Consider the following 26,789-nt stretch of genomic DNA (forward strand, 5'->3'; position numbering starts at 1 on the left):
GCCTGATGTCAGGCGTTGCGCGGGCGGGACGTCGGCATCAGCGGCAGGCCATAGAAGCGGCTGCTGGCGATCCAGAAGGCGCTGACGAGGACGAGCGACACGTCGCCGTCGACGGCATAGTGCCAGCCGCTATAGATCGCGCCGTACTGGATGATGAGGGCATGGGTCCAGCCGAGCACGGCGCATCGGCGTCCGAAGCTGGTGAGGAACCAGGCCGACAGCGTCGCCACGGCCACATGCACGCTGGGGAAGGCGGAGATGCCTGACGCGAACATGTAGTCCTTGTGGCGATAGGCATCGAGCAGATAATCCGCATAGTCCGTGATGTTGGAGATGTAGGGGTTGCTGAGGATCGCCGGCTTGATATGGGTGAACTGCTCCGTGCCGGGATAGAACTCCTTGTAGAAGATCGGGCCGACGGACGAGAACAGGGTTGCCACCAGCGTCCCCATGACGGCGTAGACGAAGAACAGGCCCCAGGCATAGCGCTGCAGCCGCGCGCCTTCGATGAACATCAGCCCGACCAGCACGCCGAAAAGCAGAACGGCCGGCCAGACGCGCGTATAGAAGAAATCGACGATCAGCCCGGCCTGCAATGGCATTTCATGCATCGCCCGCCATGCGTTGCGGCCATAGAAGAAGCGGTCGATACCGGCGAGATAGGGATCGGCGTAAAACGGAACGATATCCGGAATATTGATCTTGTAGGTCGTATAGGCGCTCAGTCCTAGGATGAACAGCATGAGGCCGCCGGCCATGAACCGTCCCCTCTCCCGCAGCTTGCACCGCACCTCGCCCAGCGGTCGATGCGGCGCCTTCAGCAAGCTTTCCACACAGAGCACCAGCACGATGAAGGCCAGCGAAAGGACAAGCGTTTGCGACGAGGTTGCAAGCACGAAGTGCCAATAGGCGTTCGGATCAAGAACGCCGGCGCCCAGCGTGTAAAGATTGATCGCAATCAGCAGGGGAAGCCATGACCGATCGGTCGTGCTGCGCGCCGGTGATCGCCTGGTGCCGGTTGTAGAAGCCGCCCTGAAAAACCCGGCCTCCAGCATCTTTCTTCCTGAAATATATAAGTCTTTTGGTTCCTCAAAATGGCGTTGCAACCCTTACGATTATATGAACGAAAGCGCGCGAAAACTCCCATAGGTTGAAATTTGTCGCTGAAACGAAAAGAGGCCGGCGCGGGAGCCCGCGTCGGCCTCTGTCTTGTCCGGATGGCTGTGGGTACACTTATTCCGGGAAAATCCCGGTTTCGGTGGCAACGCGCCGATAGGCGGCACCGGCGGTGAAGCCGCCGTCGATGACGAAATCCTCGCCGGTGATGAAGCTCGAGGCATCGGACGACAGGAAGAAGACGAGATCGGCGATCTCTTCCGGCTTGCCGGCGCGCTTCAGCGGCGTGATCCCGATCATCGGCTTCAGATGCGGGCTGGATGCATTGAGCCCGGTAACGACGAGGCCGGGGCAGACAGCGTTGACGCGGATATTCTTCGGCGCCAGCTCCATGGCTGCACTCTTGGTCAGCCCGCGAAGGCCCCATTTGCTGGCCGTGTAGGCCGGGTCGTAATGGCCGGAATAGCCGCTGTTGGACGAGATGTTGACGATCGCGCCGCCGCCGCTTTCAGCCATCAGGGCGCTTGCCGCCTGGATGCCGAGGAAGGAGCCGGTGAGGTTGACGCGCAGGACCCGTTCCCAGGCTTCAAGCGATGTCGTCTCGACCAGCGTGCGGTTGATGATGCCGGCATTGTTGACCAGCACATCGAGCCGGCCCTTCCACGACTTCGCCAGATCGATCACAGCCGCCCAGCTTGCCGGGTCGGTGACGTCGAGGCGGATGAAGCGGGCCTCGCGGCCTTCCTTCGTCAGTTCGGCTGCCAGCGCCTCGCCCTCGTCCACGAGAACATCGGCGATGATGACAGCGGCACCCCTGGAGGCGAAGAGGCGGATTTCCGCCTCGCCCTGTCCGCGTGCGCCGCCGGTGACGATGACCAGCTTGCCTTCAAAATTGCTCATGGCTCAGTCCCTTGCTGCAATCGTGTGTTGCGTCTGGTCGCCAAGACCCTCGATGCCGAGCGTCATGACCTGGCCCACCTTGAGGAAGACCGGCTCCGGCTTGATGCCGAGACCGACACCCGGCGGCGTGCCGGTGGCGATGATGTCGCCCGGCTCCAGCGTCATGAACTGGCTGATATAGCTCACCAGATGGCGCACACCGAAGATCATGTTGGCGGTCGTGCCGGTCTGGCGGCGCACGCCGTCGACATCGAGCCAGAGCTTGAGGTTCTGCGGGTCCGGCACCTCGTCGCGTGTCACCAGCCAGGGGCCGATGGGGCCGAACGTGTCGTGGCTCTTGCCCTTGGTCCATTGGCCGCCGCGCTCCGACTGGAAGGCGCGTTCGGAGACGTCGTTGACGACGCAATAGCCGGCGACATGGTCGAGGGCCTTGTCTTCGCTGACATATTTAGCCCGCGTGCCGATGACGATGCCGAGTTCGACTTCCCAGTCGGCCTTGACCGAGTTGCGCGGAATTTCCACGTCGTCATTCGGGCCGATGATGGCGCTGGTCGCCTTCATGAACAGGATCGGCTCTTCGGGCGGGGCCTTGCCGGTTTCCTTGGCATGGTCGCTGTAGTTGAGGCCGACGCAGATGAACTTGCGCGTGCCGGCAATGCAGGGACCGATCCTGCCGGGGGAAACCTCCGGCAGGCTCTTCGGGTCGATGGCGGCGATGCGGGCGAGGCCGGCATCCGACAGGGCCTCGCCGCCGAGATCGGCGACGATGCCCGACAGGTCGCGGACCTTGCCGTCGTTGTCGAGAAGGGCGGGCTTCTCGGCGCCCGCCGGACCATGACGCAGGAGTTTCATCAGGCGCGCCGGTAACCGACGAGGATGGAATCGTCCACGTCCGGCAGGTTGATGACGATATTGTCCGGCGTACGCGTGGTCATCCAGACCAGCTCTTCCGTCGTCGACATGTTGACTTCGATATGCGGCCAGTAGGGCGGCACGAAGATGAAGTCGCCTTCTTCCATGTCGAGATATTCCTGCCAGTTCTCGCCGAAATAGATGCGGGCCTTGCCCTTCAGCACATAGCCGCCGGTTTCGGCTTCGCCATGGTGATGCGGATAGGAGCGGTAGCCCGGATCGTTGGACACCTTGCCGAACCAGATCTTGGTGGCGGGCGTGTGCTGCGGGCCGACGCCCGAGATGCGGATGCAGCCGCCGGACTGGCCGGTGTTCTTGTCTTCCTGACCCTTGCGGGTGATGACGGGCATGACGGTATTGGACATGGTTTCCTCCTGGGATTTGAGTGGTTTATGCACTTCCACGGGGATGGATGTATTTCTCAATCAGGAACGACGGCGAGCGCCTGGATCTCGATTTTCGCGCGGTCTTCCATCAGCGCGACCACCTGAACGGCGGCCATCGGCGGGAAGTGGCGGCCGATGATCTCGCGATAGGCTGCACCGATTTCGCGCATGCCCGACTTGTAGGCGTCACGGTCGGTGAAATACCAGGTCATCTGGATCAGGTGCTCGGGCTTGGCGCCGGCCTTTTCCAGAACGCTGACGATATTGATCAGCGTCTGGCGGACCTGGTCGACGAAATTGTCGGAATGGAACTGGCAGTTTTCGTCCCAGCCGATCTGGCCGCCGACCTGCACAATGCGGCCGCGTGCCGAGATGCCGTTGGAATAGCCGACGGGCTTGGCCCAGCCATCGGGTTGAATGATTTCATGCCGCATTTTCTTGCTCCAGATAACGGGTCAGGCCAGCGCGGATATCGTCCGGCCAGGCGCGGGATTTGTGGTCTTCGGTGGAGGTCAGCACGATGCGCTGGCGCACCGTCCAGATGATGTCCTGGCCGACGCGGACATCGGTTTCCAGATCGAGCGACGAGCGGCCGATGTTGCGGACATGAACGGAGAAATCGAGCACGTCGCCATAGACGGCCGGCTTGATGAACTGCAGGCTCATCGTCACGGTCGGCAGGCCGAGCCGGCGCTCGAACATGATTTCCTTCCAGGTGATGCCGAAGGAGGCAAACATCGCCTCGTTCACATCGACCAGATAGGACAGATAGGCCGGGTGATAGGCGATCCCGGTCAGGTCGCAATCGCCGAAGCGCATCGGCTTGGATATCTTGAATGGCATCTGGTTCCCTCTCAGGTTTCTTGTCTGTCAGCCCGCCAGCACTTCGCCGCCGGCGACCGCAATGGCCTGACCGTTGATCGATTGTGCGCCCGGACCCGCAAGCCATGCGACCGTGTCGGCCACCTCGTCGGGCTGTACGAGCCGTTGTTGCGGATTGTGTTTGGTGAATTCGGACAGCGCCGCTTCCGCCGTCCGGCCGGTCTTGGCGACGATCGCCTCGATCGAGCGGGCGATGATCGGCGTATCGGTAAAGCCGGGGCAGACGGCATTCACCGTCACGCCGGTCTTGGCAAGTTCCAGCGCCAGCGCCCGCGTCAGGCCGACCACGCCATGCTTGGCGGCGCAATAGGCAGACACATAGGCATAGCCGGTCAGGCCAGCCGTGGAGGCGATGTTGATGATGCGCGCGCCATGGCCAAAGGCCTTGAGATCCGAAAGCGCCGCCTTCGTCACATTGAACACGCCCGTCAGGTCGACGCCGATGACCTTTTCCCAAAGGTCGAGCTCGGTCTTCTCGAAAGGCGCGCTCGGGGCCTCGCCGGCATTGTTGACGAGGATGGAGACGGGGCCGAATTTCGCCCGCGCCGCATCGAGCCCGCGCACAATCGCCGCAGGATTGGTTACGTCGACGCCGGAGACGGCGAGCGTCCGGTCAAGGCCGAGCTCGTTTGCCAGAGCCTCAAGCGGTTCGGCGCGCCGTCCGGCGAGCGTCAGCAGCGCGCCCTCGCCCGCAAGCCTGCGGGCAATGGCCGCCCCGATGCCGCTGCCGGCACCGGTGACGAGAACATGCCTGTCTTTCAGCGGCTGTGCCACGTCAGCCTCACTTCGCCGGTGTTGCCGAACGGGCGAGGTTCGCCTCGTACTGATACTTGCCCGACACGTACTGCTTCGGCCACGCCACGTTCTTCAGGCCGATCTTGGCCGCCTCGTGCAGCGCCCAGGCCGGGTCTGCCAGATGCGGACGCGCCACGGCGCAGAGATCGGCACGGCCGGCGGCGATGACCGAGTTCGCATGGTCGGCTTCCGAGATCGCGCCGACTGCGATGGTCGGGACATGGATCTCGTTGCGGATCTTGTCGGAGAATGGCGTCTGGAAGAGACGGCCATAGACCGGCTGTTCTTCCTTCCACACCTGACCCGACGAGCAGTCGATGAGGTCGGCGCCGGCATCCTTGAACATCTGGGCAAAGATAGCCGCATCTTCCGGCGTGTTGCCGCCTTCGAACCAGTCATGGCAGGAGAGGCGCACGGAGATCGGCTTGTCGGCCGGCCAGGCTTCGCGCACCGCCTTGAACACTTCCAGCGGATAGCGTGCGCGGTTCTCGTGGCTGCCGCCATATTCGTCCTCGCGCCGGTTGGTCAGCGGCGACAGGAAGCTGGACATCAGATAGCCGTGGGCGGCATGGAATTCGAGCCAGTCAACGCCGGCTTCCGCAGCGCGCTTGGTGGCGGCAACGAAATCGGCCTTGACGCGGTCCATGTCGGCCCGGTCCATCGCCTTCGGCACCTTGCTATGCTTGAGGTAAGGCAGCGCCGAGGCCGAAAGAAGCGGCCAGTCGCCGCTTTCCAGTGGCTGGTCGATGCCTTCCCAGGCAACCTTGGTTGCCCCTTTTCGTCCGGCGTGACCGAGCTGCATGGCGACCTTGGCATTGGAATTGCCATGGACAAAGGCGACAAGCCGCTTCCAGCCTTCCAGCTGTTCGTCGTTCCAGAGACCGAGGCAGCCGGGGGTGATGCGCGCATCGGGCGACACGCAGGTCATTTCGGCAAAGACGAGGCCGGCACCGCCCAGCGCACGGCTGCCGAGATGGACCATGTGGAAGTCATCGAGCAGGCCGTCCTTGGCCGAATACATGGCCATGGGCGAGACGACGATGCGGTTCGGCAGCGTCAGGCCGCGCACCTTGTAGGGCGTGAACATCGGCGGCAGGCAGCGTTCGCCATCCTTGACATTGAGGCCCTGCTTGGCGGCAAACCAGCGTTCGTAGCCTTCCAGCCACGTCTTGTCGCGCAGGCGCAGGTTCTCGTGGCTGATGCGCTGCGAGCGGGTCAGCATGGAATACATGAACTGTTCCGGCTCCAGCGTGTCGGCATAGCGATGGCCGACGACCTCGAACCACTCCATGGCGTTGCGCGCCGCATTCTGGATGCGGGCGACGTCGACGCGGCGGATTTCCTCGTAGGTGGCCAGAACGCCCGGAATGGCATCCTTGCCGTGGCCGGCGATCTTGAACTGGTTGGCAAGCTCGATCGCGTCATCGATGGCGAGCTTGGTGCCCGAACCGATGGCGAAATGGGCGGTGTGGGCAGCGTCACCCATCAGCACGACATGCGAATTGCCGTTGAAATGGCTCCACTTGCCGCAGATGAGGCGGGTGAAGTTCAGCCAGGCAGAGCCGCGCAGATGCCGCGCATTGGTCATCAGCGACGAACCTTCGAGGCATTCGGAGAAGAGGCCTTCGCAGAACTTGATCGACTCGTCCTGCGACATCTCGCCGAGCTTGTGGGCCTGATAGGCCTCTTCGGTCGTCTCGACGATGAAGGTCGAGGTCTTGTCGTCGAACTTGTAGATATGCGCCTGGAACCAGCCGTGATCCGTCTTGCGGAAATCGAAGGTGAAGGCGTCGAACAGCTTGTTGGTGCCGAGCCAGATATAGCGGTTCGGGCGAACCAGCATGTCGGGCTGGAAGATGTCGGCATATTTGTTGCGGACCTTCGAATTCAACCCGTCGGAGGCGATGATGAGATCGGCATCGGGGAAGTCGAGATCGCTGTCGACATCCGTCTCGAACTTGAGTTCGACGCCGAGCGCTTCGCAGCGGGCCTGAAGGATGTTCAGGAGCTTCTTGCGGCCGATGCCGACGAAGCCGTGGCCCGAGGTGCGCTGGCGCGTGCCCTTGAAGAGGAGTTCGATATCGTCCCAATGGTTGAACGAGTCTTCGATCTCGGCGGCACTTTCCGGGTCCCAGATGCGCATGGACTGCATGGTCGCATCCGAGAAGACGACGCCCCAGCCGAATGTGTCATAGGGCTTGTTCCGCTCGACCACGGTGATGTCGTGCTCGGGATGAAGCTTCTTCATCAGAAGTCCGAAATAGAGGCCAGCCGGGCCTCCGCCGATACAAACGATGCGCATGTGCCGTTCCCTTCATTCCAGAAATTATTTTAAGTTTAAAGTATCGAGAGATGTTTTAAGCGTCAAGTAAAAAATGCCGCCCTGTCATCCTGTCGCACTGATTTCTTTAAACACTTGAGAAGCCGAGATTTTCCGCCACCAGCGGGCGATAGTCCCCCTGCCAGTAGACGAGCGCCGCACTGGCATCGCCGATCTCCACGGAACGCACCCGGCCGATCAGAATCGAGTGGGTTGTCCACTCGATCATGTCCTCGATGGCGCAGTCGATTGCGACCGCCGCGCCTTGAAGCAGCGGCGCGCCGGTTTCGCCCGCGCGCCACTTGCCCAGCGCATACCGATCCGCCCCCTTCACCCCGCCCTTGCCGCTGAAGCGCTCGGCAATCGGCTTCTGGTCGGGCCGCAGCGCATTGACGCCGAAATGGCGATAGCGTGCAAAAAGCGGCCACGAAGACGCGCTGCGATTGACGCAGACGAGCATCATCGCCGGCTCGACGGAAAGCGAGACGGTGGAGGTTGCGACAAGGCCGGAGCGCTCCTCGCCCTCGCCCACCGTAATGACGCTGACATTGCCGGCAAAGCTGCGCATGGCCTGCCGGAAGGCGAGGCTCATGTCCTGGTCGTTGATTGTCATGATTGTTCCCCTTTTGTAATGGGCGTAAAGCTGGGCTCCCTCTTCTCCCCTCGGGGAGAAGATGTCCGAAGGACAGATGAGGGGTTTTGGTGCGACGCATAGTCGGGGGAAAGAAAGTCCCCCTCTGGCCTGCCGGCCATCTCCCCCACAAGGGGGGGAGAGGACTCGCGGTCGCCGCCTGCCCCACAGCAGCATTGAAGGACGAGGCACTCTCAAACGTGTCGCGTGGCACCCGGAAGCACGACGGTCACTCCCCCTCCCCCTTGTGGGGAGGGTTGGGGAGGGGTCTTTGCCCCACGCTCAGAGTAAGAGTGGGGCAAATCAGCCCGCCTCAAGCCGCCTTCGCTGCCTTGGTGACTGCGCGGCGGATGCCGGCGCTTTCCAGGATCGGCAGGACCGTGTCGCGGAAATAGGGGAATTCCTCGGCATAATCGACGAAGGAAAGCGTCGTGCCGTTGAAGCCCGCCTTGTGGAGCGCGATCAGCCCTTCGGCCACCTGTTCCGGCGTGCCGACCAGCGGGAAGCCGCCATGGCCTGCGGCCATGCGGTCGCGGATCAGCGCGAGCAGATCATGCGGGAAGGAATGCGCGTGCGCGAACTGCAGCCGCACGAGATTGTCCACCGCCGCCCAGTCCGCATTGTCCTGGCCGAAATGCTGCAGATAGTCTTTCGCTTCCTTCTCCGTCGGGCGGCAGACGACATGGCTGAAGGTGAGCACGCCGACCTTCTTGCCGACGTCGCGGGCCTGCTGCTTGAGAGCGGCGATTTCCTCGCCGGAACGGGAAAGATCGATGGCGGGGGTGAAGAGGAAATCGGCATTCTTGACGGCAAAGGCCCTGCCCTCGCCGGAGCCCGCGGCATTGAGGATCGGCACTTTGCGCGAGGGGCGCGGATCGCCGAGGATGCCCTTCAGCTTGAAGAAGGCGCCATCCCAGTCGAAGGTTTCGGTGCGGGTCCACAGCGCCTTGATGACGTCGAACCATTCCTGCGCATAGGCATAGCGCTCTTCATGGCCGGCGGGCAGATCGAGCCCCAGCGCCTTGTATTCCGGCTCGTTCCAGCCGGCGACGATGTTGAGGCCGATGCGGCCACGGCTGATCTGGTCGATCGTGGCGATCTGCTTGGCAACGACGGCCGGGTGGTTGGCGGCCGTGTGGATGGTCGCAAACACATTGATGTTCTGCGTGCTGGCCAGAAGACCGGCCGCCCAGGTCATGGTTTCGAGCACGCCACCATGGAAATTGGTCTCGCCGCCATAGCCGATCCAGCGGGCAATCGGCAGCATGAAGTCGATGCCGGCATCGTCCAGAAGACGCGCAAGCTTGAGATTGTTGTCCCAGGAATTGACCCAGCGCTCGGGTACTTTGGTGACGGACATGCCGCCGGAGCAGTTGGACGCGAAGGTTCCGAGCACGAATTGGCCTTCAGCGAACATTGAGTTCTCTGTCATGGTAGTTCCCCAGAAGATTTGTTAGAATTTACGATAGAAAGTTTATTTGAAGTCTAAACTTTGTCAACGGTCAAATTCGTGAAATGTTAAGTCTGGCGAGACGCCAGAGCGCGTTTGAGCGCGGGCCGCGCCGCGGCTAGTGTAGCTACGGACGAGTCGCGTGAAGGAGTGGGACATGCAAGGCAAGGACGGAACCGGTTCGGAGAAGGACAATGGCCTCGACCGCCACTGGCATCTGGCGCGCACGCCCGTCGAGATGGATGTCGCCGAGATCGAATATGCGCTGATGCGCGCCTTCGAGGCCTTTGGCCGCTGGCAGACGGAGTGCCTGGCCACCGTGCTCGACCTGACCGCAAGCGGCCCGGAAAACGCCATGCTGCACATCATCCGCATGAACGACCGGCCGAAGACGATCAAGGACATCGCCCGCCTCTCCAACCGCGAAGACATTCCCAACATGCAATACAGCCTGCGCAAGCTGATCGGCGCAGGGCTGGTGGAGCGCACCGGCAGCGGCCGCTCCGGCGTCACCTACACCGTCACCGAGGCCGGCCGCGACGTCACCGACCGCTACGCCGACATCCGCGCCTCGCTCCTCGTCAAGGCCGTGCAATCCGTCCCCAACCTCGCCCAGAGACTGGAAGAGGCAACGGAAACGCTGGACCTGATGACGGGGATCTACGAGCAGGTGGCGCGCACGGCGGCGACGCATCGAAGGCTGCCGCGCTAGCGGCAGTCCGGGGGCACCGGAGATCGTCCCGTCACCCGCGGCCTCAGGCAGCAATCCTCAACCGATCGCCGGCTCGCGGCTCAGCCAGTCGGTCCGCGCCTCATAGGCGGCGGCGACCTGCAGCACGGCGCGGTCGGCCTGGGGCCGGCCGATGATCTGGATGCCGGCGGGCAGGCCCGCCGCGCCGAAACCGGCCGGCATGGCCGCCACCGGCAGGCCCGCCATGGTCGGGCCGATCACCACTTCCATCCAGCGGTGATAGGTGTCCATGGTCCGCCCGGCAATCTCCCTGGGCCAGGCAAGGTCGGCGGCAAAGGGAAACACCTGCGCGGAGGGCAGGATCAGGACGTCATACGTCTCGAACAGCCCGAGCAGGAAGCGGTACCAGTCGCTGCGGATCACCGATGCCGCGTAGATGTCGTTCGACGCCAGACGCTGGCCGTTTTCGATCTCCCAGATCATCTCCGGTTTCATCTGCGCGCGTCTTACCGGGTCGGCATAGTCCTTGGCCTGCCCGCCGGAGACGAAGAAATGCCTCAGCACCCGCCATCCCTGCCACAGCCGGTCCATGTCAAATCGGCTGCGAACCGCCTCGACCCTTGCGCCCATGGCGGAAAACGTGTCGAGCGATGCGGCGGCAAGGTCCAGCACGCCGGGTTCGAACGGCAGATAGCCGTCGAAGTCGCCGAGCCAGCCGACGCGCAGGCCGGATGTGTCGATCGCTTCGCCCACCGAAAGATCCTCGGCGAGCAGCGATTGCGGGTCGCGCGGATCATGCCCGGCCTGGATTGCCAGCAGCGCGGCGACGTCCGCCACCGTCCGGCCCATCGGACCGTTCACCGCCAGCTGGCTCATGAAAATCTCGGTGCCGAGCGAGGGCACGCGCCCGAAGGACGGCCTAAAGCCGACCACATTGTTGAAGCCTGCCGGATTGCGCAGCGATCCCATCATGTCGCTGCCGTCGGCAACCGGCAGCAGCCGAGCGGCGAGCGCCGCCGCCGCACCCCCGCTGGAGCCGCCGGCGCTTCGCGTCAGGTCATAAGGGTTGCGGGTGGTTCCGAAAACGGGATTGTAGGTATGCGAGCCCAGGCCCATTTCCGGCGCATTGGTCTTGCCGATGATGATGGCGCCGGCGGCGCGAATGCGCCCGACATGGATGTCGTCGAAATCCGGCACGAAATCCGCATAGATCGGCGAGCCGAATGTGCAGGGCACGCCCTTCGCCTCCGACAGATCCTTGACCGCAAACGGAAAGCCATGAAGAAAGCCACGCGTCCGGCCGGCCTCGAGTTCCCGGTCCGCAGCTGCCGCCTCCTCCATCAGCGCGCCGGCGTCCCGCAGGCTGACGATGGCATTGATCTTCGGATTGATCGCCGCGATGCGCTCCAGATAGGCCGCCATGACGGACCGGCACGATATCTCGCGGGACTGGATGGCCGCCGACAGTTCGACGGCGGACAGATGTGTAATGCCTGACAAAGCGCTTCCCTTTGATCGTTTGCGGCCAGCCTAAGGCCTGCCTGCGGCTTTGCAAATCCCGCTTTGGCTTTATCGGTTTGCGAGTACAAGAATTTGGGGTGGCTGCTTTCTTCACTCTCCGTCATGCCGGACCTGATCCGGCATCCAGCCGCGCGGAAGACTGGGCGACGTGTCTGCGCTTGACGATTCGCATCTCCTGATGCTGATCTTGCACCCGAGATCGACGTTGCGACCCGGCCCCATCGGGTGTATTCGCCGCTCATCCTTTGAAGCCGCCCGGAAAGAACAGCGCATGCTAGTGCAACAAGGTGATGCCCGTAATGAACGCATTGATCTCAATCTCGCCTGCACGCTGGCGGGCGTTGCCGGGGCGCTCAATGCGGCCGCATTCTATTCGGTTGGCTTCTTTTCGGCGAACATGACGGGCAATGTCTCGACGCTGTCGGACCATATCGCCATCGGCCAATGGCAGTCGGCGCTGTTTTATTTCAGCATCGTTTTTGCGTTTATCCTCGGGGCGGGCGTCTCGACGCTCCTGATCAACACCGGTCGGCGCCGACACATCCACGGCATTTACGCCTACAGTATTCTGACGGAAGCCATTCTCCTTGCCATGCTCGGTTTCATCGACCTCTGGCTGTTCGGGTCCTGGCGAATACCGGTGGTGGTGCTGGGCCTGGCTTTCCTGATGGGGCTGCAGAATGCGGTCGTGACGCGGATTTCCGAAGCCCGTGTCCGGACAACCCATGTGTCCGGCATGGCGACCGATATCGGGATCGAACTCGGGATCGCGTTCGATATCCTGCGCGGCCGCGATCGCGAGACCGACGCGGGAAAAAATCGCTCAAAGCTGCGCCTGCATCTTTATACGATCACGGCGTTCCTGCTGGGCGGCATTCTCGGTGTCGTTGCCTATCAGACCATCGGCGGCTGGCTGTTTGTCGCCGCCGCCGGCCTCCTGTTCGTGATTGCCTCGACCGGGATTTCGCGGTCACGGCGCATCACCGGCCCCATCGGGTCAGTCGATCTGGCGGCAGAGGCCAAGGATCCGACGCCCGTCGTTTGACGCGTCTCCTTGTTGTCCGGCAACGGAGAGAACAAAAAAGGCCGCGTCGAAACGCGGCCAGGAGGGCATTGCTGCCTTGGGAGGAAAGTCTTACGCGGCAAGCCGCGTGAGATAGGCGTCTGCCTCTTCCGGCACCGCGAACCAGGGGAAGAAGTCGCGCGGATCGTTGAAGCCGTTGGCGATGCGCTTGGCGAGCGCCGGATAGGCCTGGGCCGAACCCATGATGTTGAGCACATGCGGCGGCGGCGGCATCAGGAGCGCGTTGGTCCAGCCGACGACGAACTGGGCGTAAGACCAGTAAGCCTCGAAGGTGGCGACCATGAAGGCCTCGTCGAAGGCATTGTTTCCATGGGCGAGGATCGCGTCCATGTAGACCTTGGCGCATTTCGAGGCGTTGTTGGAGCCCTGGCCGGTGATCGGGTCGTTGAGGCAGACGGCGTCCGCCATGCCGAGAACGATCGCGCCGGAGGGCAGACGGCCAACGGGCTTGCGCACCGTGGGAGGAAACGCGCCGGCGAGAATGCCGTTGTCGTCGGTCAGTTCGATGTCCTTGCAGCGCTCGGCTTCCCAGGGCGTGAATGTTTCCAGCACCCACTTGGACTTCGCCAGATGTTCTTCCGGCGACTTGACGTCCTTCCAGCAGTCCATCGGGCCGCCGGGAATGCCTTCGAACACCATGATGTCGCAGGGGCCGGTGGTCGTCAGCGCCGGGAAGGTGAAATATTCGCCGACGGTCGGGATCAGGTTGAAGTTGACGGCCGAATGGTCGGGACGCTTTTCCATGCCCTTGACATAGGTGAGCGCGAGTGCGCGCTGCGGCTTGTCGAAGGGCGAGCGGGTGGCGTCGCGCTCGAACATCTTCGCAATGTCGCCCTTGCCGGCGGCGACAATCACCAGATCGCTCTGCTTCGAATAGGTTTCGAGGTCTTCAATGCTGGCGTCATGGATGACCATCTCGCCGCCCTGACGGACAAATTCCTTCATCCATTGCGGGATCTTGACGCGCTGGTCGACGCTCTGGGCCGGCTTGTCGAGCTTGCCGTTCCAGTCGATCGCCTTGGCGCCATTGCCTTCCGGCGACGGTACAGTGAAGCTGATGGAGTCGACCGTCGGGCAGTCGGCTTCCCAGAAATTGATGCCGAGGTCGCGCTCGTTCTGCAGTGCCTGATCGAACATGCACTGGCTGGACATTACCCTGCCCTTTTCGATGTCCTCGCCCGTGCGGTTCTGCACGATGCGCACTTCATGGCCGGCCTTCAGCAGGCCGATGCCGAGCTGCAGGCCCGACTGGCCGCCGCCGACGATGGTGAAATGTCTGGATTTCGTCATGTCATTCCCCTTTGCTGAGTTTTCTCGATTGGTCCGGATTTCAGTCCATCAGGCGCGGGATTGCGGGAACGTTGGTTTCCGGTCCCATGGCCGTGTAGCCGCCATCGACGCGGATATCCGTGCCGGTAATGAAGCTTGCATTGTCGGAAAGCAGGAAGGCGATCGCCTCGCCCACTTCGCTCGGGCTGCCGGTGCGGCCGAGCAGATGGAAATCCTTGGCCACCGCGTCTGCCTTGGCGCGCGTGTCATGCGTCAGTTCCTGCATGATGTTCGACCAGGTCCAGCCGGGCGAAACGGCGTTGACGCGAATGCCTTCGGGGGCCAGGTCCATGGCCTGGTTGCGCGTCAGCTGCAGGATCGCGGCCTTGGAGACCGGATAGACCCAGCGGCCGGTCTGCGCCACGCGGGCCGAGATCGAGCCAAAATTGACGATGGCGCCCTTGTTGGCGGCCAGATGCGGGCGCGCAGCCTGCATCAGCATGACGGAGCCGACAATGTTGACGTCGAGCGCCTTCAGCCAGTCGGTGCGGGTGGTCTCGGCGCCATTGTCGAGATAGGTGCAGGCGACGTTGACGAGGAAGTCGAGCCGGCCGGTCTTTTCGACGGTCGCCTTCACCAGCGCCTCGATCTCGGCGTCACTCGTGATGTCGGTGGCGATGAAATGCGTGTTGCCGCCAACCTTGGCCGCGGCCTTCTCGCCGGCCTCTTTATTGATGTCGGCAATGACCACCGTCACGCCGTAATTCTTCAGCACCTCGGCGATCCCTTGGCCGATCAGCGTCGCGCCGCCGGAAATGATCGCAGTTTTCCCGTTCAGTCCATTCATGATGGCTTCCCCTTGTGGTTCTATCGATGTCTTTTCTGAATGCCGGCGCGGCTCAGGCCGCAGCTTGCGCCGGCTTTTTTGCTATGCCGCAGCTTGCGCTGCCAGGCGGGCCGTCAGGAACGCCCCGTCGCCATAGATCAGCGGCGGCGTTTCGCCGTCCGCGCAGCGGGTCGAAACGACCTCGCCGATGAGGATCATATGGGTGCCGAATTCGTGGATTTCGGCGAGCTTGCAGTCGAAGGAGACGGAAGCATCGGCCAGAACCGGCGCGCCGGTGCCGTCATCGATCCATTCGCCGATGGCGAAGCGGTCTTCGCGGGCATGGCCGGTGCGGCCGGCAAAGGTTTCGGCGACCGGGCGCTGGTCTTCCGCCAGAACGTTGACGGCGAAGACGCCGCGATGTTCGACGACGGCCGCAATGGAGGTCGAGCGGTTGACGCAGGCAATCAGCGACGGTGGCTCGGTCGAGAGCGAACAGACGGCGGTTGCCGTGATGCCGCAACGGCGGCCTTCGGCGTCCAGCGAGGTGATGATGGTGACACCGCCTGCAAGACGGCGCATTCCGGCACGGAAGAGATCGCTACCCATAGTCATGTTCCCGTTTTTTAGGCGAATGGATTTTCCATTCATTTTATGTTTAAAGTAATCATGAACCGAAGTTGACAATCGGCAATCCACTTTGCGCGAGGCCTTGTCCACTTTCGGCAGATGTGGTTTGATTTCGGCTCGTCACGGGGAAACCGCCGATGTTCGATGCGCATGAGAAGCCTCTTCAGCATCACGGTCTGGTCGACACCCGCGCCGTGGACGAGGCGCGTGATGCGATCGGCCGCATCTTCTGTCCGCATTTCCTCAATGTCCGCGACCGCACCGGCAACGGTTTTCACGCCGTGCACAATGCCGTCGAGCAGCCGGGCTATTCGGTCAATTTCGTCGCTTACGGCGCGGAAGTGGAGATCGATCCGGGCGAATTGTCCGACTTCTTCCTGCTGCAATTGCCGATGCGCGGGGCAGCCAGCGTCCGCTGCGGCACCAGCGCCGTCGATGTCGCGGCCGGTCAGCGCGCCTCGCTGCTGTCGCCGACGCTCGCCTCGCGCATGGTCTGGCAGGACGATTGCGAGAAGCTGATCGTACTGATGCGCCGCCGCATGGTGGAGGATTTCTTCGAGACGCTGACGCACCGCCCGCGCGCGGCCATCGAGTTCACGCCCTCCGTTGACCTGACAACGCCCGTCGGCCGCAGCCTGCTCTCGCATGCCCGCATGATGGTCGAGGCGGCGGAAGGCGGGGCGGGTCTGCCGGACGCCTATCGCAGCATGCTGCGCGACGGGCTGATTTCGCTGCTTCTGAATGGTCTCGACAGCAATTACGCCGCACTTCTGCACCAGCCCGCGGCCGATGCCGGCTCGGCTGCCGTGCGCAAGGCCGAAGAGTTCATCCGCGCCCGCGCCGCAGACAACATCTCCATGGCCGACATCGCATCCGCCGCCGGCATTCCGCTGCGCACATTGCAGGACGCCTATCGGAAGGCCTTCGGCCGCACGCTCTCGGATGGCGTCCAGCAGGCGCGCCTGGAAAACCTGCGCAACGCGCTGCTCAAGCCCACCCCGTCACTGAATGTAGCCGACGCGGTATTGGCCTCCGGTTTCGGCCATCTGGGACGCGCGGCATCGGCCTATCGCGATGTGTATGGGGAGAGCCCGTCGGAGACGCTGAAAAGGGTGCGGGGGCGGTGAGGCGTCATGCGCGGAGATGTTTTCGCGCAGCAACTGCTGAGGTCAGTTTACACGGTCGACAGTCCCTCCCTTCCGTCATCCCGGACTTGATCCGGGATCCAGCCAGCCCGCGTCTGCGGGCTGAAAGGACTCATCAGAGTGCGTTCATTGTAAAAGAGTCTCCCGCGCGATGGACATCGCGCACTGGATCCCGGATCAAGTCCGGGATGACGGTGGGTGGGATTTGCGCCTTCGCTAAGCAAATCAGTTTGTGGGTGAGGAGCTGTTATTGAGCTTGCTGACTCACTCTTCTACACTCTCACACCCCCGGCTTCTCCGGGTTCCACAACAACACAGGGCTCGTCGCCTCATAGGCCATGCCCTTGGGATAGCTGATCGCCTCGAACTGCAAGCCCCAGGGGGCCTGGAAGTAGAGGATGGACTGGCCGGCGATCGGGCCGTCCTCGATGGGGAGCGGCCCGAGGCGGGTTTCGACGCCCATGTCGTCCAGATAGGCTTTGGCGGCGGCAATGTCGCGGACATAGAAGGCGATGTGGAAGGCGCCGATATCGCTGTTCTTCTGCTTCAGATCCCGCTGGTCGGGGGCGGAATATTCGAAGAGTTCGAGGTTGGAACCATTACCGCAGCGGATCATGGCGACGCGCTCGATGCGGGCGCGCGGATGAACGCCGAGCGCATCCGTCATGAAACTGCCTTCCTCGTCGCCGATCGGCCCGAAGGTGAGCACATGGGTGCAGCCGAGCACGCGGTCGAAGAAGTCGATCGCTTCATCGAGGTTCGGAACGGTGAGCCCGGTATGGTCGTGGCCGACGAGGCCGGGAAGGCCCTTGGTGGGTTGAGCGGTCATGGCAGGTCCTCCGATCAGGCAGCAGTTTCGAGGGATGGCGCCGGCCGCGTCAGCCAGCCGTCGTCGATTTCCGGCAGCGGAATGGCGTCGAGCAGCAGGCGCGTATAGGGCGATTGCGGGGCGTCGAAGACGGTTTCGCACGGTCCCTCCTCCACCACTTCGCCGAAGCGCATGACGGTGACGCGGTCGCAGACGGCGCGGATGACGGAAAGGTCGTGGCTGATGAAGGCCATGGATAGCCCCATTTCCTTCGACAGCGCCTTGAGAATATTGAGCACCTGCGCCTGCGTCGAAACGTCGAGGCCGGAGACGATCTCGTCGGCGAGCACGAAATCCGGCTTCATCAGCACGGCTCGCGCAATGCCGACGCGCTGGCGCTGGCCGCCGGAAAGCTCATGCGGGGCGCGGTCCAGCGTGACGGGGGCAAGCGAGACGCGGTCGAGGATCGCCCGCACCTGCCGCTCGGCATCGCGCCGGTCGGTGGCAAGACCGTGCAGGAAGAGCGGTTCGGTGAGGATCTGGCGGATCGTATGCCGCGGGTTGAGCGAGGCCATCGGGTCCTGGAAGATCATCTGCATGCGCCGGCGCAAGGGTCGCATGGCGTCCGGCGAAAGACCGGTAATGTCCTGCCCGTCAAAACGGATCGTGCCGCCGGAGACCGGAACGAGTTTCAGCAGCGCGCGGCCGAGCGTCGTCTTGCCCGAGCCGGATTCACCGACAATGCCCACCGTCTCGCCACGTTTGATGGAGAGATCGACGCCGTGCAGCACGCGCACGCCCGGCCGGCCATGGCCGAACATGCCCTTGCTCATGCCATAGGTGACTTCGACGCCCTTGGCTTCAAAGAGAAGGTCGCTCATCTCTAGATCCCTCTTTCTGCAAGGCCGACTTCGGCGCGCAATTGGCGGAAGACGGCTTCCGGAACCGGCTCCAGCCCGGCATTCGGCCGGTCATAGCGGGGACCGGCAGCAATCAGCGCGCGGGTATAGACATGTCTCGGTGCGGTCAGCATGTCGACGGTCGCGCCATGCTCGATCACCTTGCCGGCATAAAGCAACGTCACGCGGTCGCAGATCTTGGCGACCACGCCGAGATCGTGGGTGACGAAGATGACGGCGGTGCCGTGCGCCTCCTGCATGCGGCGGATCAGCCGCAGGATTTCCTTCTGCACGGTCACATCCAGCGCCGTTGTCGGCTCGTCGGCCACAACAAGCTTGGGGTTCAGCGCAAAGGCCGAGGCGATCAGGATGCGCTGGCGCATGCCGCCGGAGAGCTCATGCGGATAGGCGGCAAGCACGCGGTCCGGATTGCGGATCTGCACCTCGTCGAGAAGCTGCAAAGCCCGTTGATGCGCGTCCTTCTTGCTCATCCCGAGCTTCAGCCGAAGACCATCGGTCAGCTGCGCCTCGATGCGCCGCGCCGGGTTCAGCGCCGTCTGCGGGTCCTGCGGGATCAGGGTGATGTCGCGGCCCATGATGTCGGAAAGCTCGCGGCGCGGCATGGTAAGCAGGTCGCGCCCCTCGAAGCGGATGAAGCCGCCGGTGACTTTCACCGTGGAGGGCAGGATGCCGAGCAGCGCCTTGGCGATGGTGGATTTGCCGGCGCCGGATTCCCCGACGAGGCCGCGGACCTCGCCCTTTTCGAGCGTCAGCGAGACATCGCGCAGAACCGGCGCACCACCGTCGCGGGTGGAAATGGCGCTCAGGCCTTCGATAGCAACAAGTGGTTGGGTCATCGGCGCATCACCGGGTCCAGCGCCTTGCGCAGGCCGTTGCCAAGCTGGTTGAAGGCCAGAACGGTCGCAAAGAGCGCAATGAGAGGAAAGACGAAAACCCACCAGCCCTGATGGATCATCTGGCGGCCCTGCGCGATCATGCCGCCCCAGGTCGGGATGTCGGAGGACAGCGACAGGCCGACGAAGGAGAGGATCGCCTCGACGATGACGGCGATGCCCATTTCCAGGCTGACAAGGGCGATGAGAACGGGCGCGACATTCGGCAGGATCTCGCGCCACAGAATGTGGCTGCGCGAAAAGCCGATGGTCTCGGCGGCCATCACATAATCAAGCTGCGCCTGCGCCATGGTCTCGGCGCGCACCACGCGACAGAAGCGCGTCCAGTCGATGATGACAATGGCGGCGATCACCGAATGGAGCCCCGAGCCGAGGACGGCGACGAGCAGGACCGAGAGCAGGACCGGCGGAAAGGCCATCCAGATATCGACAAGCCGCGAAATCAGGCGATCCGCCCAGCCGCCATACCAGCCGGCGGCGAGGCCGAGAAGCGTGCCGATGATGGCCGAGAGGCTGGCGGCGACAAAGGCGACGGTGAGTGCGATCCGCGAGCCATAAAGCACGCGCGACAGCACATCGCGGCCGAGATCGTCCGTGCCGAGCCAGAAACCGGGTTCGGCGCCGGGGTAGTTGGCGGGCGGCATGTTGCCGAGCATCAGGTCCTGCTCCAGCGGGTCCTTCGGCGCGACATAGGGCGCGAAGATCGCAATCAGCAGCAGGAGGAGCAGGAAGCCGCCGGCAATCACCACCCGCGGTTCACGCAAAAGCGGTTTGAAGTTCTTCATCGGCAGGCTCCAGAGGGGGACGGGGGCGTCCGTGGTGGTGACAATCTCAGCCATGGGCATTTCTCGGGTTCAGCCAGGCGGCGATGAGATCGACAAGAATGTTCACGAGAATGAAGATCGCGCCGAAGGTCAGCACGATGCCCTGGATCAGCGGCAGGTCGCGGTTGATCACCGCGTCGATCGCCATGTTGCCGAGACCGGGATAGGAGAAGATGCGCTCCACGATGACGGTGCCGCCGATCATGAAGGTGAATTGCACGCCGGTCAGCGTCAGCGTCGGGCCGACGGCATTGCGCAGCGCCTCCTGCAGCACGAGCCGCAGCGGCGACATGCCCTTCAGCCGCGCCAGCAGGACGTAATCCTGCACCATGGCTTCGGCGAGCGCTTCCTTCAGCGTCCGCACGACAATGGCGGCGAGCGGCAGGCCCAGCGCCAGCATCGGCATGACCATGTGGGCGATGAGATCGCCGAAGGCTGAGAACTTGAAGGTCACCAGGCTTTCAATCAGATAGAAATCCGTATGAAAATACGTCGAAAGCGTCGGGTCGATGCGGCCAGACAAGGGGAAGACCGGCCAGAACACGCCGAGCAGCAGCACGAGCGCCAGCGCCCAGACGAAATCGGGAACGGCGAGAAACAGGCCGTTGATGAAGTCCAGCGCCGGATCGAGCGCAGTGCGGCGGGCGAGTGTTCCGAGCGTCGCGATCACGCCCCCGGCCAGCACGCCGAAGACGAGGGCGGCAAAGGCCAGTTCCAGTGTCGCCGGCAGGCGCTCGCCGATCAGCTCCATCACGTCGCGACGTTGCGAGATCGATGTGCCGAAATTGCCCTTCAGGACATCGGTAAACCAGATGCCGAATTGCTGCGGCAGGCCGAGATCGAGGCCGTAATGGGCGCGCAATGCGGCGATGTCTGCCGGCGTCGCGCTCGGCGAGATCATCATGGCGATCGGATCGCCCGGCACGATGCGCAACAGACAGAAGACGATGACGGCGACGCCGGCAAGCGTCAGCACCGCCATGAAAAGACGATTGAGAAGATCGGAAGCGGTCATGATGAAACCTTCCTGTTGCCGTCAGCGCCGGGGATTGACCGGGCGCACGGGTCTGCGAACAGGGGCAAGCCACGCCGTGCCCCAAGATCGGGCACGGCGCGGCTTTAATGTCAGGCCTTGGAGACCAGCGTCGGCTGCAGCGCGCTCGACACGTTCGGCGTCACCTTCAGCGAGGACTTGAAGACGATCGGCTGCACATACTGCAGGAGCGGGATCACATAGCCCTGCTCGGCAATATACTTGTCGACGGCCTTCCAGCCGGCAATGCGCTTGGCCTCGTCCTTTTCGCCCCAGAGCGGACCGATCAGGGCGTCGACATCGTCGGTCTTCCAGCCGGAATGCGGCGACTTGGAGAACATGGCAAAGCCGGTCGAGGTCGTCGGATCGCCGATTGCGTTGCCCCAGTTGTAGAAGGCAGCGGGCGCGAGCTTGTGGCCGGCGCGCAGTTCGTAATGCTTGGCGATTTCGTAGACTTCGATCTCGGCGTCGATGCCGACCTTGCGCCACATGCCGACAATCGCCTGGATCATTTCATAATCCTTGGGCTTCAGGCCGCGCGTGGTCTGGATCTTGAACTTGACCGGCTTGTCCTTGGAATAGCCCGAGGCCTTGAGAAGGGCCACGGCCTTGTCCGGGTCATAAGGAACCTTGATCGACGGATCGAAGGCGACATATTCCGGGGCTTCCAGCGTGTCGATCGGCAGGCCATAGCCACGCAGCAGCTTCTTGACGATGCCGGCCTTGTCGATGGCGTGATGGGCGGCAAGCCGCACATTCTTGTCCAGCATCGGCTCGACATTGGTGATGAAGATCATGCCGATGTCGGAGATCGGCGAGGAGACGCCGGCAAAGCCCTTCTTCGCCTTCAGGCGGTCGAATTCCTCGTAAGGAATTTCGAGCGTCACGTCGGACGAGCCGCTCTCGATTTCGGCGACACGGCTCGTCGGATCGGTCACGAACTTGAAGATGACCGTTTCAAACGCCGGCTTGCCGCCCCAGTAATGCGGGTTGGCCTTGAGACGCAGGAAGGAATTGCCTTCGTAAGCGTCGAACATGTAGGGGCCGGTGCCGATCGGCTTCTTTTCGAAACCTTCCGCGCCGACCTTTTCATAATAGGCCTTGGGCAGCACGAAGCCGGTGAGGAAGGCCATCCACTTGAAGATGGTGGGGTCGAAGTTGAGAACATCGGCGGTGATCCGCTTGCCCTCGACCTTGTAGTTGCCGATGCTGGCCCAGACGCTGGCAACCGGGTTGCCGGTTTCGGGCTTGCCGGCGCGGGTCAGCGACCAGACGATGTCTTCGGGCGTGAAGTCCGAGCCGTCATGCCACTTTACGCCTTCGCGCACATCCATCCAGACCTTGGTCTTGTCGTCGTTCCAGCCCCAGGCCGTCAGCAGGCCGGGCTCGAAGGACAGGTCCGGCTTCTGGCCGATATATTGATCGTAGATGGAGCGATAGATTGCCTGGATTGCCGGGTTCACGCCCGACAGGCCGACCGTGCCGTCGAAGGACGGCAGGTTCGAGTTGAAGGCAATCGTCAGAGTGTTCGTTTCTGCGGCCATAACCGGGATCCGGCCGGCGAGAATGCCGGTCAGAACGGTAACCGCACCCAGTCCCAGTACGCCACGACGCGTCATGTCAGTCATTTTGGACTCCTATGTTCCCCTTGACGGAATTCCGGTGGTTTCCGGATTTTGTGATTGTTTGAAACTTAAAATGAAAATCCGGATTTTGACAAGGGTCGTTTGGGCAGTTTCGCAAAAATAATATGAAATGGAATATTTCCTCGCCGCGACATATAAAGGCAATCACGCGCGTGACCGGCTGAGATTTATGCAATTGACACAATCCAAGAGATGAAATATGCATTTGCATATAACTTGCCAACAAGATGGGGAACGTCATGGCAGAGCGATCATTTGCGCGTGAAGTCGAAGACCTGAAGCTCAAGGAAGGCGATATTTTCCGAGGTGAAGGCATTCTCGCCATCACCAAGGCGCTTCTCCAGTCAGGGGTCTCCTATGTCGGTGGCTATCAGGGCTCGCCGATTTCGCATCTCATGGATGTTCTGGCCGATGCCAAGGATGTCATGGAAGAGCTGGGCATTCACTTCGAGACCTCCGCGTCCGAAGCCGCTGCCGCCGCCATGCTCTCTGCCTCGGTCATGTATCCGGTGCGCGGCGCCGTCACCTGGAAGTCCACCGCCGGCACGAACGTAGCGTCTGATGCCCTCTCCAACCTCTCGTCCGGTGGTGTCACCGGCGGTGCGCTGGTCATCATCGGCGAGGATTTCGGCGAAGGCTCCTCGATCATGCAGGAGCGCAGCCACGCCTTCGCGATGAAGTCGCAGATGTGGCTCATGACGCCCCGCCCGAACCTCCCTTCCATCGTCGAAGCCGTTGAAAAGGGCTTCGAGCTGTCGGAAGCCTCCAACACGCCGGTCATGCTGCAGGTCGGCATCCGCTCCTGCCACGTCCACGGCCATTTCGTCGCCAAGGACAACAAGCGCCCGGAATACACGCTGAAGGAAGCGCTGGAAAATCCGCGCCGCGACGTCAACCGCATCGTGCTGCCGCCGGCCTCCTTCGTGCATGAGAAGGAAAAGCTGGAGAAGCGCTGGCCCGCCGCCGTCGAATTCATCAAGGCCAACAAGCTCAACGAACATTTCGGCCCAGCTGAGGGCGAGATCGGCATCGTGCTGCAGGGTGGCGTCTATAACGGCGCGATGCGTGCGCTCCAGCATCTCGGCCTCGCCGACGTCTACGGCAATTGCCGCGTGCCGCTCTATGTCATGAACGTCTCCTATCCGATGGTCGACGACGAGCTGATCGAATTTGCCGCCGGCAAGAAGGCGATCCTCATGGTCGAGGAAGGCGCGCCGGAATATATCGAGCACACGCTGCACACGCTCTTCCGCCGCAAGGACATCCAGACGAAGGTGTCCGGCAAGGATATCCTGCCGCTCGGCGGCGAATATACGACGCCGGTGCTCATCAAGGGCCTTGGCGCCTTCATCGAGGCCAATGCCCCCGGCCTGCTCGGCAACCGCCCGCCGGTGCCGAACCCCGATCCGATCCTCACCGACCCCAAGGTCAAGGCGCTGGCCGAAGTCGTGCCGCCGCGCCCTGCCGGCTTCTGCACCGGCTGTCCGGAACGCCCGATCTTCGCCGCCATGAAGCTGGTCGAAAAGGAACTCGGCGAACACCACGTCTCGGCCGATATCGGCTGTCACCTCTTCTCCATCCTGCCGCCCTTCAATATCGGCGGCACGACGATGGGCTATGGTCTTGGCCCCGCGTCCGCCTCGGCCTTCAATGTCGAGGCCGACAAGCGCTCCATCTCGGTCATGGGCGATGGCGGCTTCTGGCATAACGGCCTTGCGACTTCGGTCGGCAACGCCGTCTTCAACAAGCAGGATGGCGTCATCCTCGTCGTCGACAACTACTATTCGGCAGCAACCGGCGGTCAGGACATCATGTCGTCGCGTGCGCTCAACCCGCGCCGCAAGACCAACAATTCCATCGTCAATGCGGTGAAGGGCATCGGCGCCACCTGGGTCCGCCAGATCGACCGCACCTATGATGTCGCCAAGATGCGCGACACGCTGAAAGAGGCGCTGACGACCAAGGAGCCGGGGCCGAAGATCATCGTCGCCTCTTCCGAATGCATGCTCAACAAGCAGCGCCGCGTGAAGCCGCAATTCGCCAAGGCGGTGAAGGACGGCAAGCGCATGGTCAAGGAGCGCTTCGGCGTGGATGAGGATGTCTGCACGGGCGATCACGCCTGCATCCGCCTCTCCGGCTGTCCCTCGCTCTCGGTCAAGCATACGGATGATCCGCTGAAGGACGATCCGGTCGCGGCGATCGACAATTCCTGCGTCGGCTGCGGCAATTGCGGCGAAGTCTCGGAAGCGGCAGTCCTCTGCCCCTCCTTCTATCGCGCCGATGTCATCCACAATCCCACCGGCTGGGACCGCTTTGCGCATCGCGTGCGCAACGCCGTCATCGGCTGGCTCCAGAAGCGCCGCGCTTCCGGCCGCGTCGTCTTTGCTGATTGAGAGGGATGAGAACCATGAACGTTCATGTTGATAATGCATTTGCCGCTCTCTCGCACGACAAGCCGCTGTCGCTGGCGATCCTCGCCATGGGCGGCCAGGGCGGCGGGGTTCTCGCCGATTGGATCGTCGATCTGGCCGAGTCTCAAGGATGGGTCGCGCAGACCACCTCCGTGCCGGGCGTTGCCCAGCGCACGGGTGCGACGATCTACTATCTCGAACTGCTGAAGGCCCGCGAAGGCGTCGAGCCGGTTCTGGCGCTGATGCCCACACCCGGCGATGTCGATATCGTTCTCGCCGCCGAGCTGATGGAAGCCGGCCGCTCCGTGCTGCGCGGTCTGGTCACGCCGGACAAGACGATGCTGATTGCCTCCACCCACCGCTCCTATGCGGTTGGCGAAAAGGAAAAGCCCGGCGACGGCACCGGCAACCCGACCGTGGTCGTGGACGCCACCGATTTCGCCGCGAAGAAGACCATCACCTTCGACATGGACACGCTGGCGACGAAGAACGGCAGCGTCATTTCCTCCTCCATGTTCGGTGCGCTTGCCGCCTCCGGCGCGCTGCCTTTCTCGAAAGAGGCTTTCGAGGCGACCGTCCGCAAGGGCGGCAAGGGTGTCGAGGCCAGCCTTCGCGCCTTCAACGCGGCCTATGACCGCGTGCTGCGCGGCGGCAATGACAAGGTCTCGGCCACATCGCCCAAGACCTTCGCCGCCATCCCGACTTCCGCCGGACACCCGGCGCTCGACAAGCTGATTGCCCGCATCAGGAATGAATTCCCGGAAAGCGTCCAGCCCATGCTCTATGCGGGCGTGAAGAAGCTGACCGATTTCCAGGATCCCGCCTATGCGGACGAATACCTGACCGAAGTCGCCAGGCTCCACGCCGCCGACAAGGCGCATGGCGGGGCGGAGAAGGAATTCGCCTTCACGGCACAGGCGGCGAAGTATGTCGCTGTTGCCATGGCCTATGACGACGTGATCCGCGTCGCCGATCTCAAGACGCGCGGCACCCGTTTCGACCGGGTGAAGAAGGAAGTCGGCGTCAAGGGCGACCAGATCCTCTACACGACCGAATATATGCATCCGCGCATGGAAGAGGTCTGCGGCACGCTGCCCAAGGGTCTCGGCAGCTTCATCGAAAACCGCCCCGGCCTCTTCAACTGGCTGAACCGCCGCATCGACAAGGGCCGCCGCGTCCAGACCGGCACGCTCTTCTGGTTCGCCGGCCTCTATTTCGTCTCGTCGCTCCGCCGCTTCCGCCGCGGCAGCCTGCGCCATTCGATCGAGACCGCGCATCGCAATGCCTGGATCGCCGAGGCGCTGAAGGTCCTGCCGCTGAACTACGACCTCGCCGCCGAAGTCCTCGGCAACCGTCGCCTCGTGAAGGGCTATTCGGACACCCATGTCCGCGGCCTTTCCAAGTTCGACCGCGTCATGTCGGCCCTGCCGATGCTGATCGGTCGCGACGATGGCGCCGCCTGGATGCGCCGGCTGCGTCAGGCCGCGCTCCTGGATGAGGGCGGCATTGCGCTCGATGGCGCGCTGAAGACGGTGGCGACGCTCTGATTGGATTTTCGCAACCGGCAGCGCCAGCAGCACCCCCCTCTGGCCTGCCGGCCATCTCCCCCGCATGGGGGGAGATCGGAAAAAGGCACCCGCCCGTTCCAACTTCAAGCACAGACCGCGGTAGACGTGCGCCAACTCACCCTGGGCGC

At 62.9% G+C, this 26,789-nt stretch carries 25 protein-coding genes; 5 read left to right on the top strand and 20 right to left on the bottom strand.

Annotated elements, in window-relative coordinates; genetic code table 11:
* Positions 1-8 precede the first annotated feature (8 nt).
* The 10 genes from LQK84_RS18080 to LQK84_RS18125 all read right to left on the bottom strand — a co-directional run bounded on the left by LQK84_RS18080 (position 9) and on the right by LQK84_RS18125 (position 9,374).
* Positions 9-1,055: a phosphatase PAP2 family protein gene (locus LQK84_RS18080; protein WP_230830133.1), complete on the bottom strand. Its 1,047-nt coding sequence runs from the start codon at positions 1,053-1,055 to the stop codon at positions 9-11.
* 178 nt (positions 1,056-1,233) lie between these two features.
* Positions 1,234-2,016 (bottom strand): SDR family NAD(P)-dependent oxidoreductase, encoded by a 783-nt coding sequence (locus LQK84_RS18085; protein ID WP_230830134.1) that lies wholly within the window; start codon positions 2,014-2,016, stop codon positions 1,234-1,236.
* A gap of 3 nt (positions 2,017-2,019) precedes the next feature.
* Complete coding sequence (locus tag LQK84_RS18090; RefSeq protein ID WP_230830135.1) at positions 2,020-2,868, bottom strand: fumarylacetoacetate hydrolase family protein; 849 nt, start codon at positions 2,866-2,868, stop codon at positions 2,020-2,022.
* Positions 2,868-3,293 carry a cupin domain-containing protein gene (locus tag LQK84_RS18095; protein ID WP_230830136.1) on the bottom strand — a complete coding sequence of 142 codons (426 nt, stop codon included), beginning with the start codon at positions 3,291-3,293 and terminating at the stop codon, positions 2,868-2,870. Before LQK84_RS18095 ends, LQK84_RS18090 begins: the two co-directional genes overlap by 1 nt.
* Positions 3,294-3,349: 56 nt before the next feature.
* Complete coding sequence (locus LQK84_RS18100) at positions 3,350-3,748, bottom strand: RidA family protein (RefSeq protein WP_230830137.1); 399 nt, start codon at positions 3,746-3,748, stop codon at positions 3,350-3,352.
* Positions 3,738-4,157 (bottom strand): acyl-CoA thioesterase, encoded by a 420-nt coding sequence (locus LQK84_RS18105; protein ID WP_230830138.1) that lies wholly within the window; start codon positions 4,155-4,157, stop codon positions 3,738-3,740. The genes LQK84_RS18100 and LQK84_RS18105 overlap by 11 nt, the downstream gene beginning before the upstream one ends.
* A gap of 27 nt (positions 4,158-4,184) precedes the next feature.
* Positions 4,185-4,970: an SDR family NAD(P)-dependent oxidoreductase gene (locus tag LQK84_RS18110; protein WP_230830139.1), complete on the bottom strand. Its 786-nt coding sequence runs from the start codon at positions 4,968-4,970 to the stop codon at positions 4,185-4,187.
* 7 nt (positions 4,971-4,977) lie between these two features.
* Positions 4,978-7,293 carry a bifunctional salicylyl-CoA 5-hydroxylase/oxidoreductase gene (locus LQK84_RS18115; protein ID WP_230830140.1) on the bottom strand — a complete coding sequence of 772 codons (2,316 nt, stop codon included), beginning with the start codon at positions 7,291-7,293 and terminating at the stop codon, positions 4,978-4,980.
* Positions 7,294-7,399: 106 nt separating this feature from the next.
* Positions 7,400-7,924: a flavin reductase family protein gene (locus tag LQK84_RS18120; protein ID WP_230830141.1), complete on the bottom strand. Its 525-nt coding sequence runs from the start codon at positions 7,922-7,924 to the stop codon at positions 7,400-7,402.
* A gap of 331 nt (positions 7,925-8,255) precedes the next feature.
* Positions 8,256-9,374: an LLM class flavin-dependent oxidoreductase gene (locus LQK84_RS18125; protein WP_230830142.1), complete on the bottom strand. Its 1,119-nt coding sequence runs from the start codon at positions 9,372-9,374 to the stop codon at positions 8,256-8,258.
* Positions 9,375-9,549: 175 nt separating this feature from the next.
* Here LQK84_RS18125 and LQK84_RS18130 point away from each other — a divergent pair, with 175 nt between their 5' ends.
* Entirely contained in the window at positions 9,550-10,104 is a 555-nt protein-coding gene (locus LQK84_RS18130) for a winged helix DNA-binding protein (RefSeq protein ID WP_230830143.1), read from the top strand.
* A 57-nt stretch (positions 10,105-10,161) separates the two neighbouring features.
* Here the strand turns inward: LQK84_RS18130 and LQK84_RS18135 are convergent, their stop codons facing one another.
* The gene (locus LQK84_RS18135; RefSeq protein WP_230830144.1) at positions 10,162-11,583 is read right to left on the bottom strand and encodes an amidase; all 1,422 of its coding nucleotides are present in this window, start codon (positions 11,581-11,583) and stop codon (positions 10,162-10,164) included.
* Positions 11,584-11,875: 292 nt separating this feature from the next.
* On the opposite strand from LQK84_RS18135, the gene LQK84_RS18140 reads away from it, so the two are divergent.
* Positions 11,876-12,649: a YoaK family protein gene (locus LQK84_RS18140; RefSeq protein WP_230830145.1), complete on the top strand. Its 774-nt coding sequence runs from the start codon at positions 11,876-11,878 to the stop codon at positions 12,647-12,649.
* 90 nt (positions 12,650-12,739) lie between these two features.
* On the opposite strand, the gene LQK84_RS18145 is transcribed toward LQK84_RS18140, so the two are convergent.
* From LQK84_RS18145 to LQK84_RS18155, 3 genes are all read right to left on the bottom strand, one after another.
* On the bottom strand, positions 12,740-13,978 hold the full coding sequence (locus tag LQK84_RS18145; protein WP_230830146.1) for a styrene monooxygenase/indole monooxygenase family protein: 1,239 nt from the start codon (positions 13,976-13,978) through the stop codon (positions 12,740-12,742).
* Between the two features lie 40 nt (positions 13,979-14,018).
* Positions 14,019-14,804 carry an SDR family oxidoreductase gene (locus LQK84_RS18150; RefSeq protein ID WP_230830147.1) on the bottom strand — a complete coding sequence of 262 codons (786 nt, stop codon included), beginning with the start codon at positions 14,802-14,804 and terminating at the stop codon, positions 14,019-14,021.
* An 81-nt stretch (positions 14,805-14,885) separates the two neighbouring features.
* Positions 14,886-15,398 (bottom strand): flavin reductase family protein, encoded by a 513-nt coding sequence (locus LQK84_RS18155; protein WP_230830148.1) that lies wholly within the window; start codon positions 15,396-15,398, stop codon positions 14,886-14,888.
* Between the two features lie 152 nt (positions 15,399-15,550).
* Between LQK84_RS18155 and LQK84_RS18160 the strand changes: the two genes are divergently transcribed.
* Positions 15,551-16,540 (top strand): AraC family transcriptional regulator, encoded by a 990-nt coding sequence (locus LQK84_RS18160; RefSeq protein ID WP_230830149.1) that lies wholly within the window; start codon positions 15,551-15,553, stop codon positions 16,538-16,540.
* Positions 16,541-16,838: 298 nt separating this feature from the next.
* On the opposite strand, the gene LQK84_RS18165 is transcribed toward LQK84_RS18160, so the two are convergent.
* The 6 genes from LQK84_RS18165 to LQK84_RS18190 all read right to left on the bottom strand — a co-directional run bounded on the left by LQK84_RS18165 (position 16,839) and on the right by LQK84_RS18190 (position 22,664).
* Complete coding sequence (locus LQK84_RS18165) at positions 16,839-17,387, bottom strand: VOC family protein (RefSeq protein ID WP_230830150.1); 549 nt, start codon at positions 17,385-17,387, stop codon at positions 16,839-16,841.
* A gap of 14 nt (positions 17,388-17,401) precedes the next feature.
* Positions 17,402-18,247, bottom strand: a complete 846-nt coding sequence (locus LQK84_RS18170) for an ATP-binding cassette domain-containing protein (protein WP_230830151.1) — start codon at positions 18,245-18,247, stop codon at positions 17,402-17,404.
* A gap of 2 nt (positions 18,248-18,249) precedes the next feature.
* A complete protein-coding gene (locus LQK84_RS18175) occupies positions 18,250-19,122 on the bottom strand; it encodes an ABC transporter ATP-binding protein (protein ID WP_230830152.1) in 873 nt (290 codons plus the stop codon).
* On the bottom strand, positions 19,119-19,964 hold the full coding sequence (locus LQK84_RS18180; protein ID WP_230830262.1) for an ABC transporter permease: 846 nt from the start codon (positions 19,962-19,964) through the stop codon (positions 19,119-19,121). The genes LQK84_RS18175 and LQK84_RS18180 overlap by 4 nt, the downstream gene beginning before the upstream one ends.
* A 46-nt stretch (positions 19,965-20,010) precedes the next feature.
* Complete coding sequence (locus LQK84_RS18185) at positions 20,011-21,018, bottom strand: ABC transporter permease (protein ID WP_230830153.1); 1,008 nt, start codon at positions 21,016-21,018, stop codon at positions 20,011-20,013.
* Positions 21,019-21,128: 110 nt separating this feature from the next.
* The gene (locus LQK84_RS18190) at positions 21,129-22,664 is read right to left on the bottom strand and encodes an ABC transporter substrate-binding protein (RefSeq protein ID WP_230830154.1); all 1,536 of its coding nucleotides are present in this window, start codon (positions 22,662-22,664) and stop codon (positions 21,129-21,131) included.
* Between the two features lie 257 nt (positions 22,665-22,921).
* Between LQK84_RS18190 and LQK84_RS18195 the strand changes: the two genes are divergently transcribed.
* Complete coding sequence (locus LQK84_RS18195) at positions 22,922-25,075, top strand: indolepyruvate ferredoxin oxidoreductase subunit alpha (protein ID WP_230830155.1); 2,154 nt, start codon at positions 22,922-22,924, stop codon at positions 25,073-25,075.
* Between the two features lie 14 nt (positions 25,076-25,089).
* A complete protein-coding gene (locus LQK84_RS18200) occupies positions 25,090-26,640 on the top strand; it encodes an indolepyruvate oxidoreductase subunit beta family protein (protein ID WP_230830156.1) in 1,551 nt (516 codons plus the stop codon).
* The last annotated feature ends 149 nt before the right edge of the window (positions 26,641-26,789 follow it).

Origin of the sequence: Rhizobium sp. C4, assembly GCF_021026315.1 — a bacterium.
Classification (GTDB): domain Bacteria; phylum Pseudomonadota; class Alphaproteobacteria; order Rhizobiales; family Rhizobiaceae; genus Ensifer_A.

What these genes read in the sequence shown, in the direction of transcription:
- LQK84_RS18145 (WP_230830146.1), bottom strand. Translation starts at nt 13,978, where the DNA reads ATGACGAAATCCAGACATTTCACCATCGTCGGCGGCGGCCAGTCGGGC.
- LQK84_RS18130 (WP_230830143.1), top strand. Translation starts at nt 9,550, where the DNA reads ATGCAAGGCAAGGACGGAACCGGTTCGGAGAAGGACAATGGCCTCGAC.
- LQK84_RS18160 (WP_230830149.1), top strand. Translation starts at nt 15,551, where the DNA reads ATGTTCGATGCGCATGAGAAGCCTCTTCAGCATCACGGTCTGGTCGAC.
- LQK84_RS18090 (WP_230830135.1), bottom strand. Translation starts at nt 2,868, where the DNA reads ATGAAACTCCTGCGTCATGGTCCGGCGGGCGCCGAGAAGCCCGCCCTT.
- LQK84_RS18100 (WP_230830137.1), bottom strand. Translation starts at nt 3,748, where the DNA reads ATGCGGCATGAAATCATTCAACCCGATGGCTGGGCCAAGCCCGTCGGC.
- LQK84_RS18200 (WP_230830156.1), top strand. Translation starts at nt 25,090, where the DNA reads ATGAACGTTCATGTTGATAATGCATTTGCCGCTCTCTCGCACGACAAG.
- LQK84_RS18195 (WP_230830155.1), top strand. Translation starts at nt 22,922, where the DNA reads ATGGCAGAGCGATCATTTGCGCGTGAAGTCGAAGACCTGAAGCTCAAG.
- LQK84_RS18105 (WP_230830138.1), bottom strand. Translation starts at nt 4,157, where the DNA reads ATGCCATTCAAGATATCCAAGCCGATGCGCTTCGGCGATTGCGACCTG.
- LQK84_RS18115 (WP_230830140.1), bottom strand. Translation starts at nt 7,293, where the DNA reads ATGCGCATCGTTTGTATCGGCGGAGGCCCGGCTGGCCTCTATTTCGGA.
- LQK84_RS18185 (WP_230830153.1), bottom strand. Translation starts at nt 21,018, where the DNA reads ATGACCGCTTCCGATCTTCTCAATCGTCTTTTCATGGCGGTGCTGACG.
- LQK84_RS18165 (WP_230830150.1), bottom strand. Translation starts at nt 17,387, where the DNA reads ATGACCGCTCAACCCACCAAGGGCCTTCCCGGCCTCGTCGGCCACGAC.
- LQK84_RS18180 (WP_230830262.1), bottom strand. Translation starts at nt 19,964, where the DNA reads ATGAAGAACTTCAAACCGCTTTTGCGTGAACCGCGGGTGGTGATTGCC.
- LQK84_RS18080 (WP_230830133.1), bottom strand. Translation starts at nt 1,055, where the DNA reads ATGCTGGAGGCCGGGTTTTTCAGGGCGGCTTCTACAACCGGCACCAGG.
- LQK84_RS18125 (WP_230830142.1), bottom strand. Translation starts at nt 9,374, where the DNA reads ATGACAGAGAACTCAATGTTCGCTGAAGGCCAATTCGTGCTCGGAACC.
- LQK84_RS18170 (WP_230830151.1), bottom strand. Translation starts at nt 18,247, where the DNA reads ATGAGCGACCTTCTCTTTGAAGCCAAGGGCGTCGAAGTCACCTATGGC.
- LQK84_RS18085 (WP_230830134.1), bottom strand. Translation starts at nt 2,016, where the DNA reads ATGAGCAATTTTGAAGGCAAGCTGGTCATCGTCACCGGCGGCGCACGC.
- LQK84_RS18175 (WP_230830152.1), bottom strand. Translation starts at nt 19,122, where the DNA reads ATGACCCAACCACTTGTTGCTATCGAAGGCCTGAGCGCCATTTCCACC.
- LQK84_RS18140 (WP_230830145.1), top strand. Translation starts at nt 11,876, where the DNA reads ATGCTAGTGCAACAAGGTGATGCCCGTAATGAACGCATTGATCTCAAT.
- LQK84_RS18095 (WP_230830136.1), bottom strand. Translation starts at nt 3,293, where the DNA reads ATGTCCAATACCGTCATGCCCGTCATCACCCGCAAGGGTCAGGAAGAC.
- LQK84_RS18155 (WP_230830148.1), bottom strand. Translation starts at nt 15,398, where the DNA reads ATGACTATGGGTAGCGATCTCTTCCGTGCCGGAATGCGCCGTCTTGCA.
- LQK84_RS18150 (WP_230830147.1), bottom strand. Translation starts at nt 14,804, where the DNA reads ATGAATGGACTGAACGGGAAAACTGCGATCATTTCCGGCGGCGCGACG.
- LQK84_RS18120 (WP_230830141.1), bottom strand. Translation starts at nt 7,924, where the DNA reads ATGACAATCAACGACCAGGACATGAGCCTCGCCTTCCGGCAGGCCATG.
- LQK84_RS18190 (WP_230830154.1), bottom strand. Translation starts at nt 22,664, where the DNA reads ATGACTGACATGACGCGTCGTGGCGTACTGGGACTGGGTGCGGTTACC.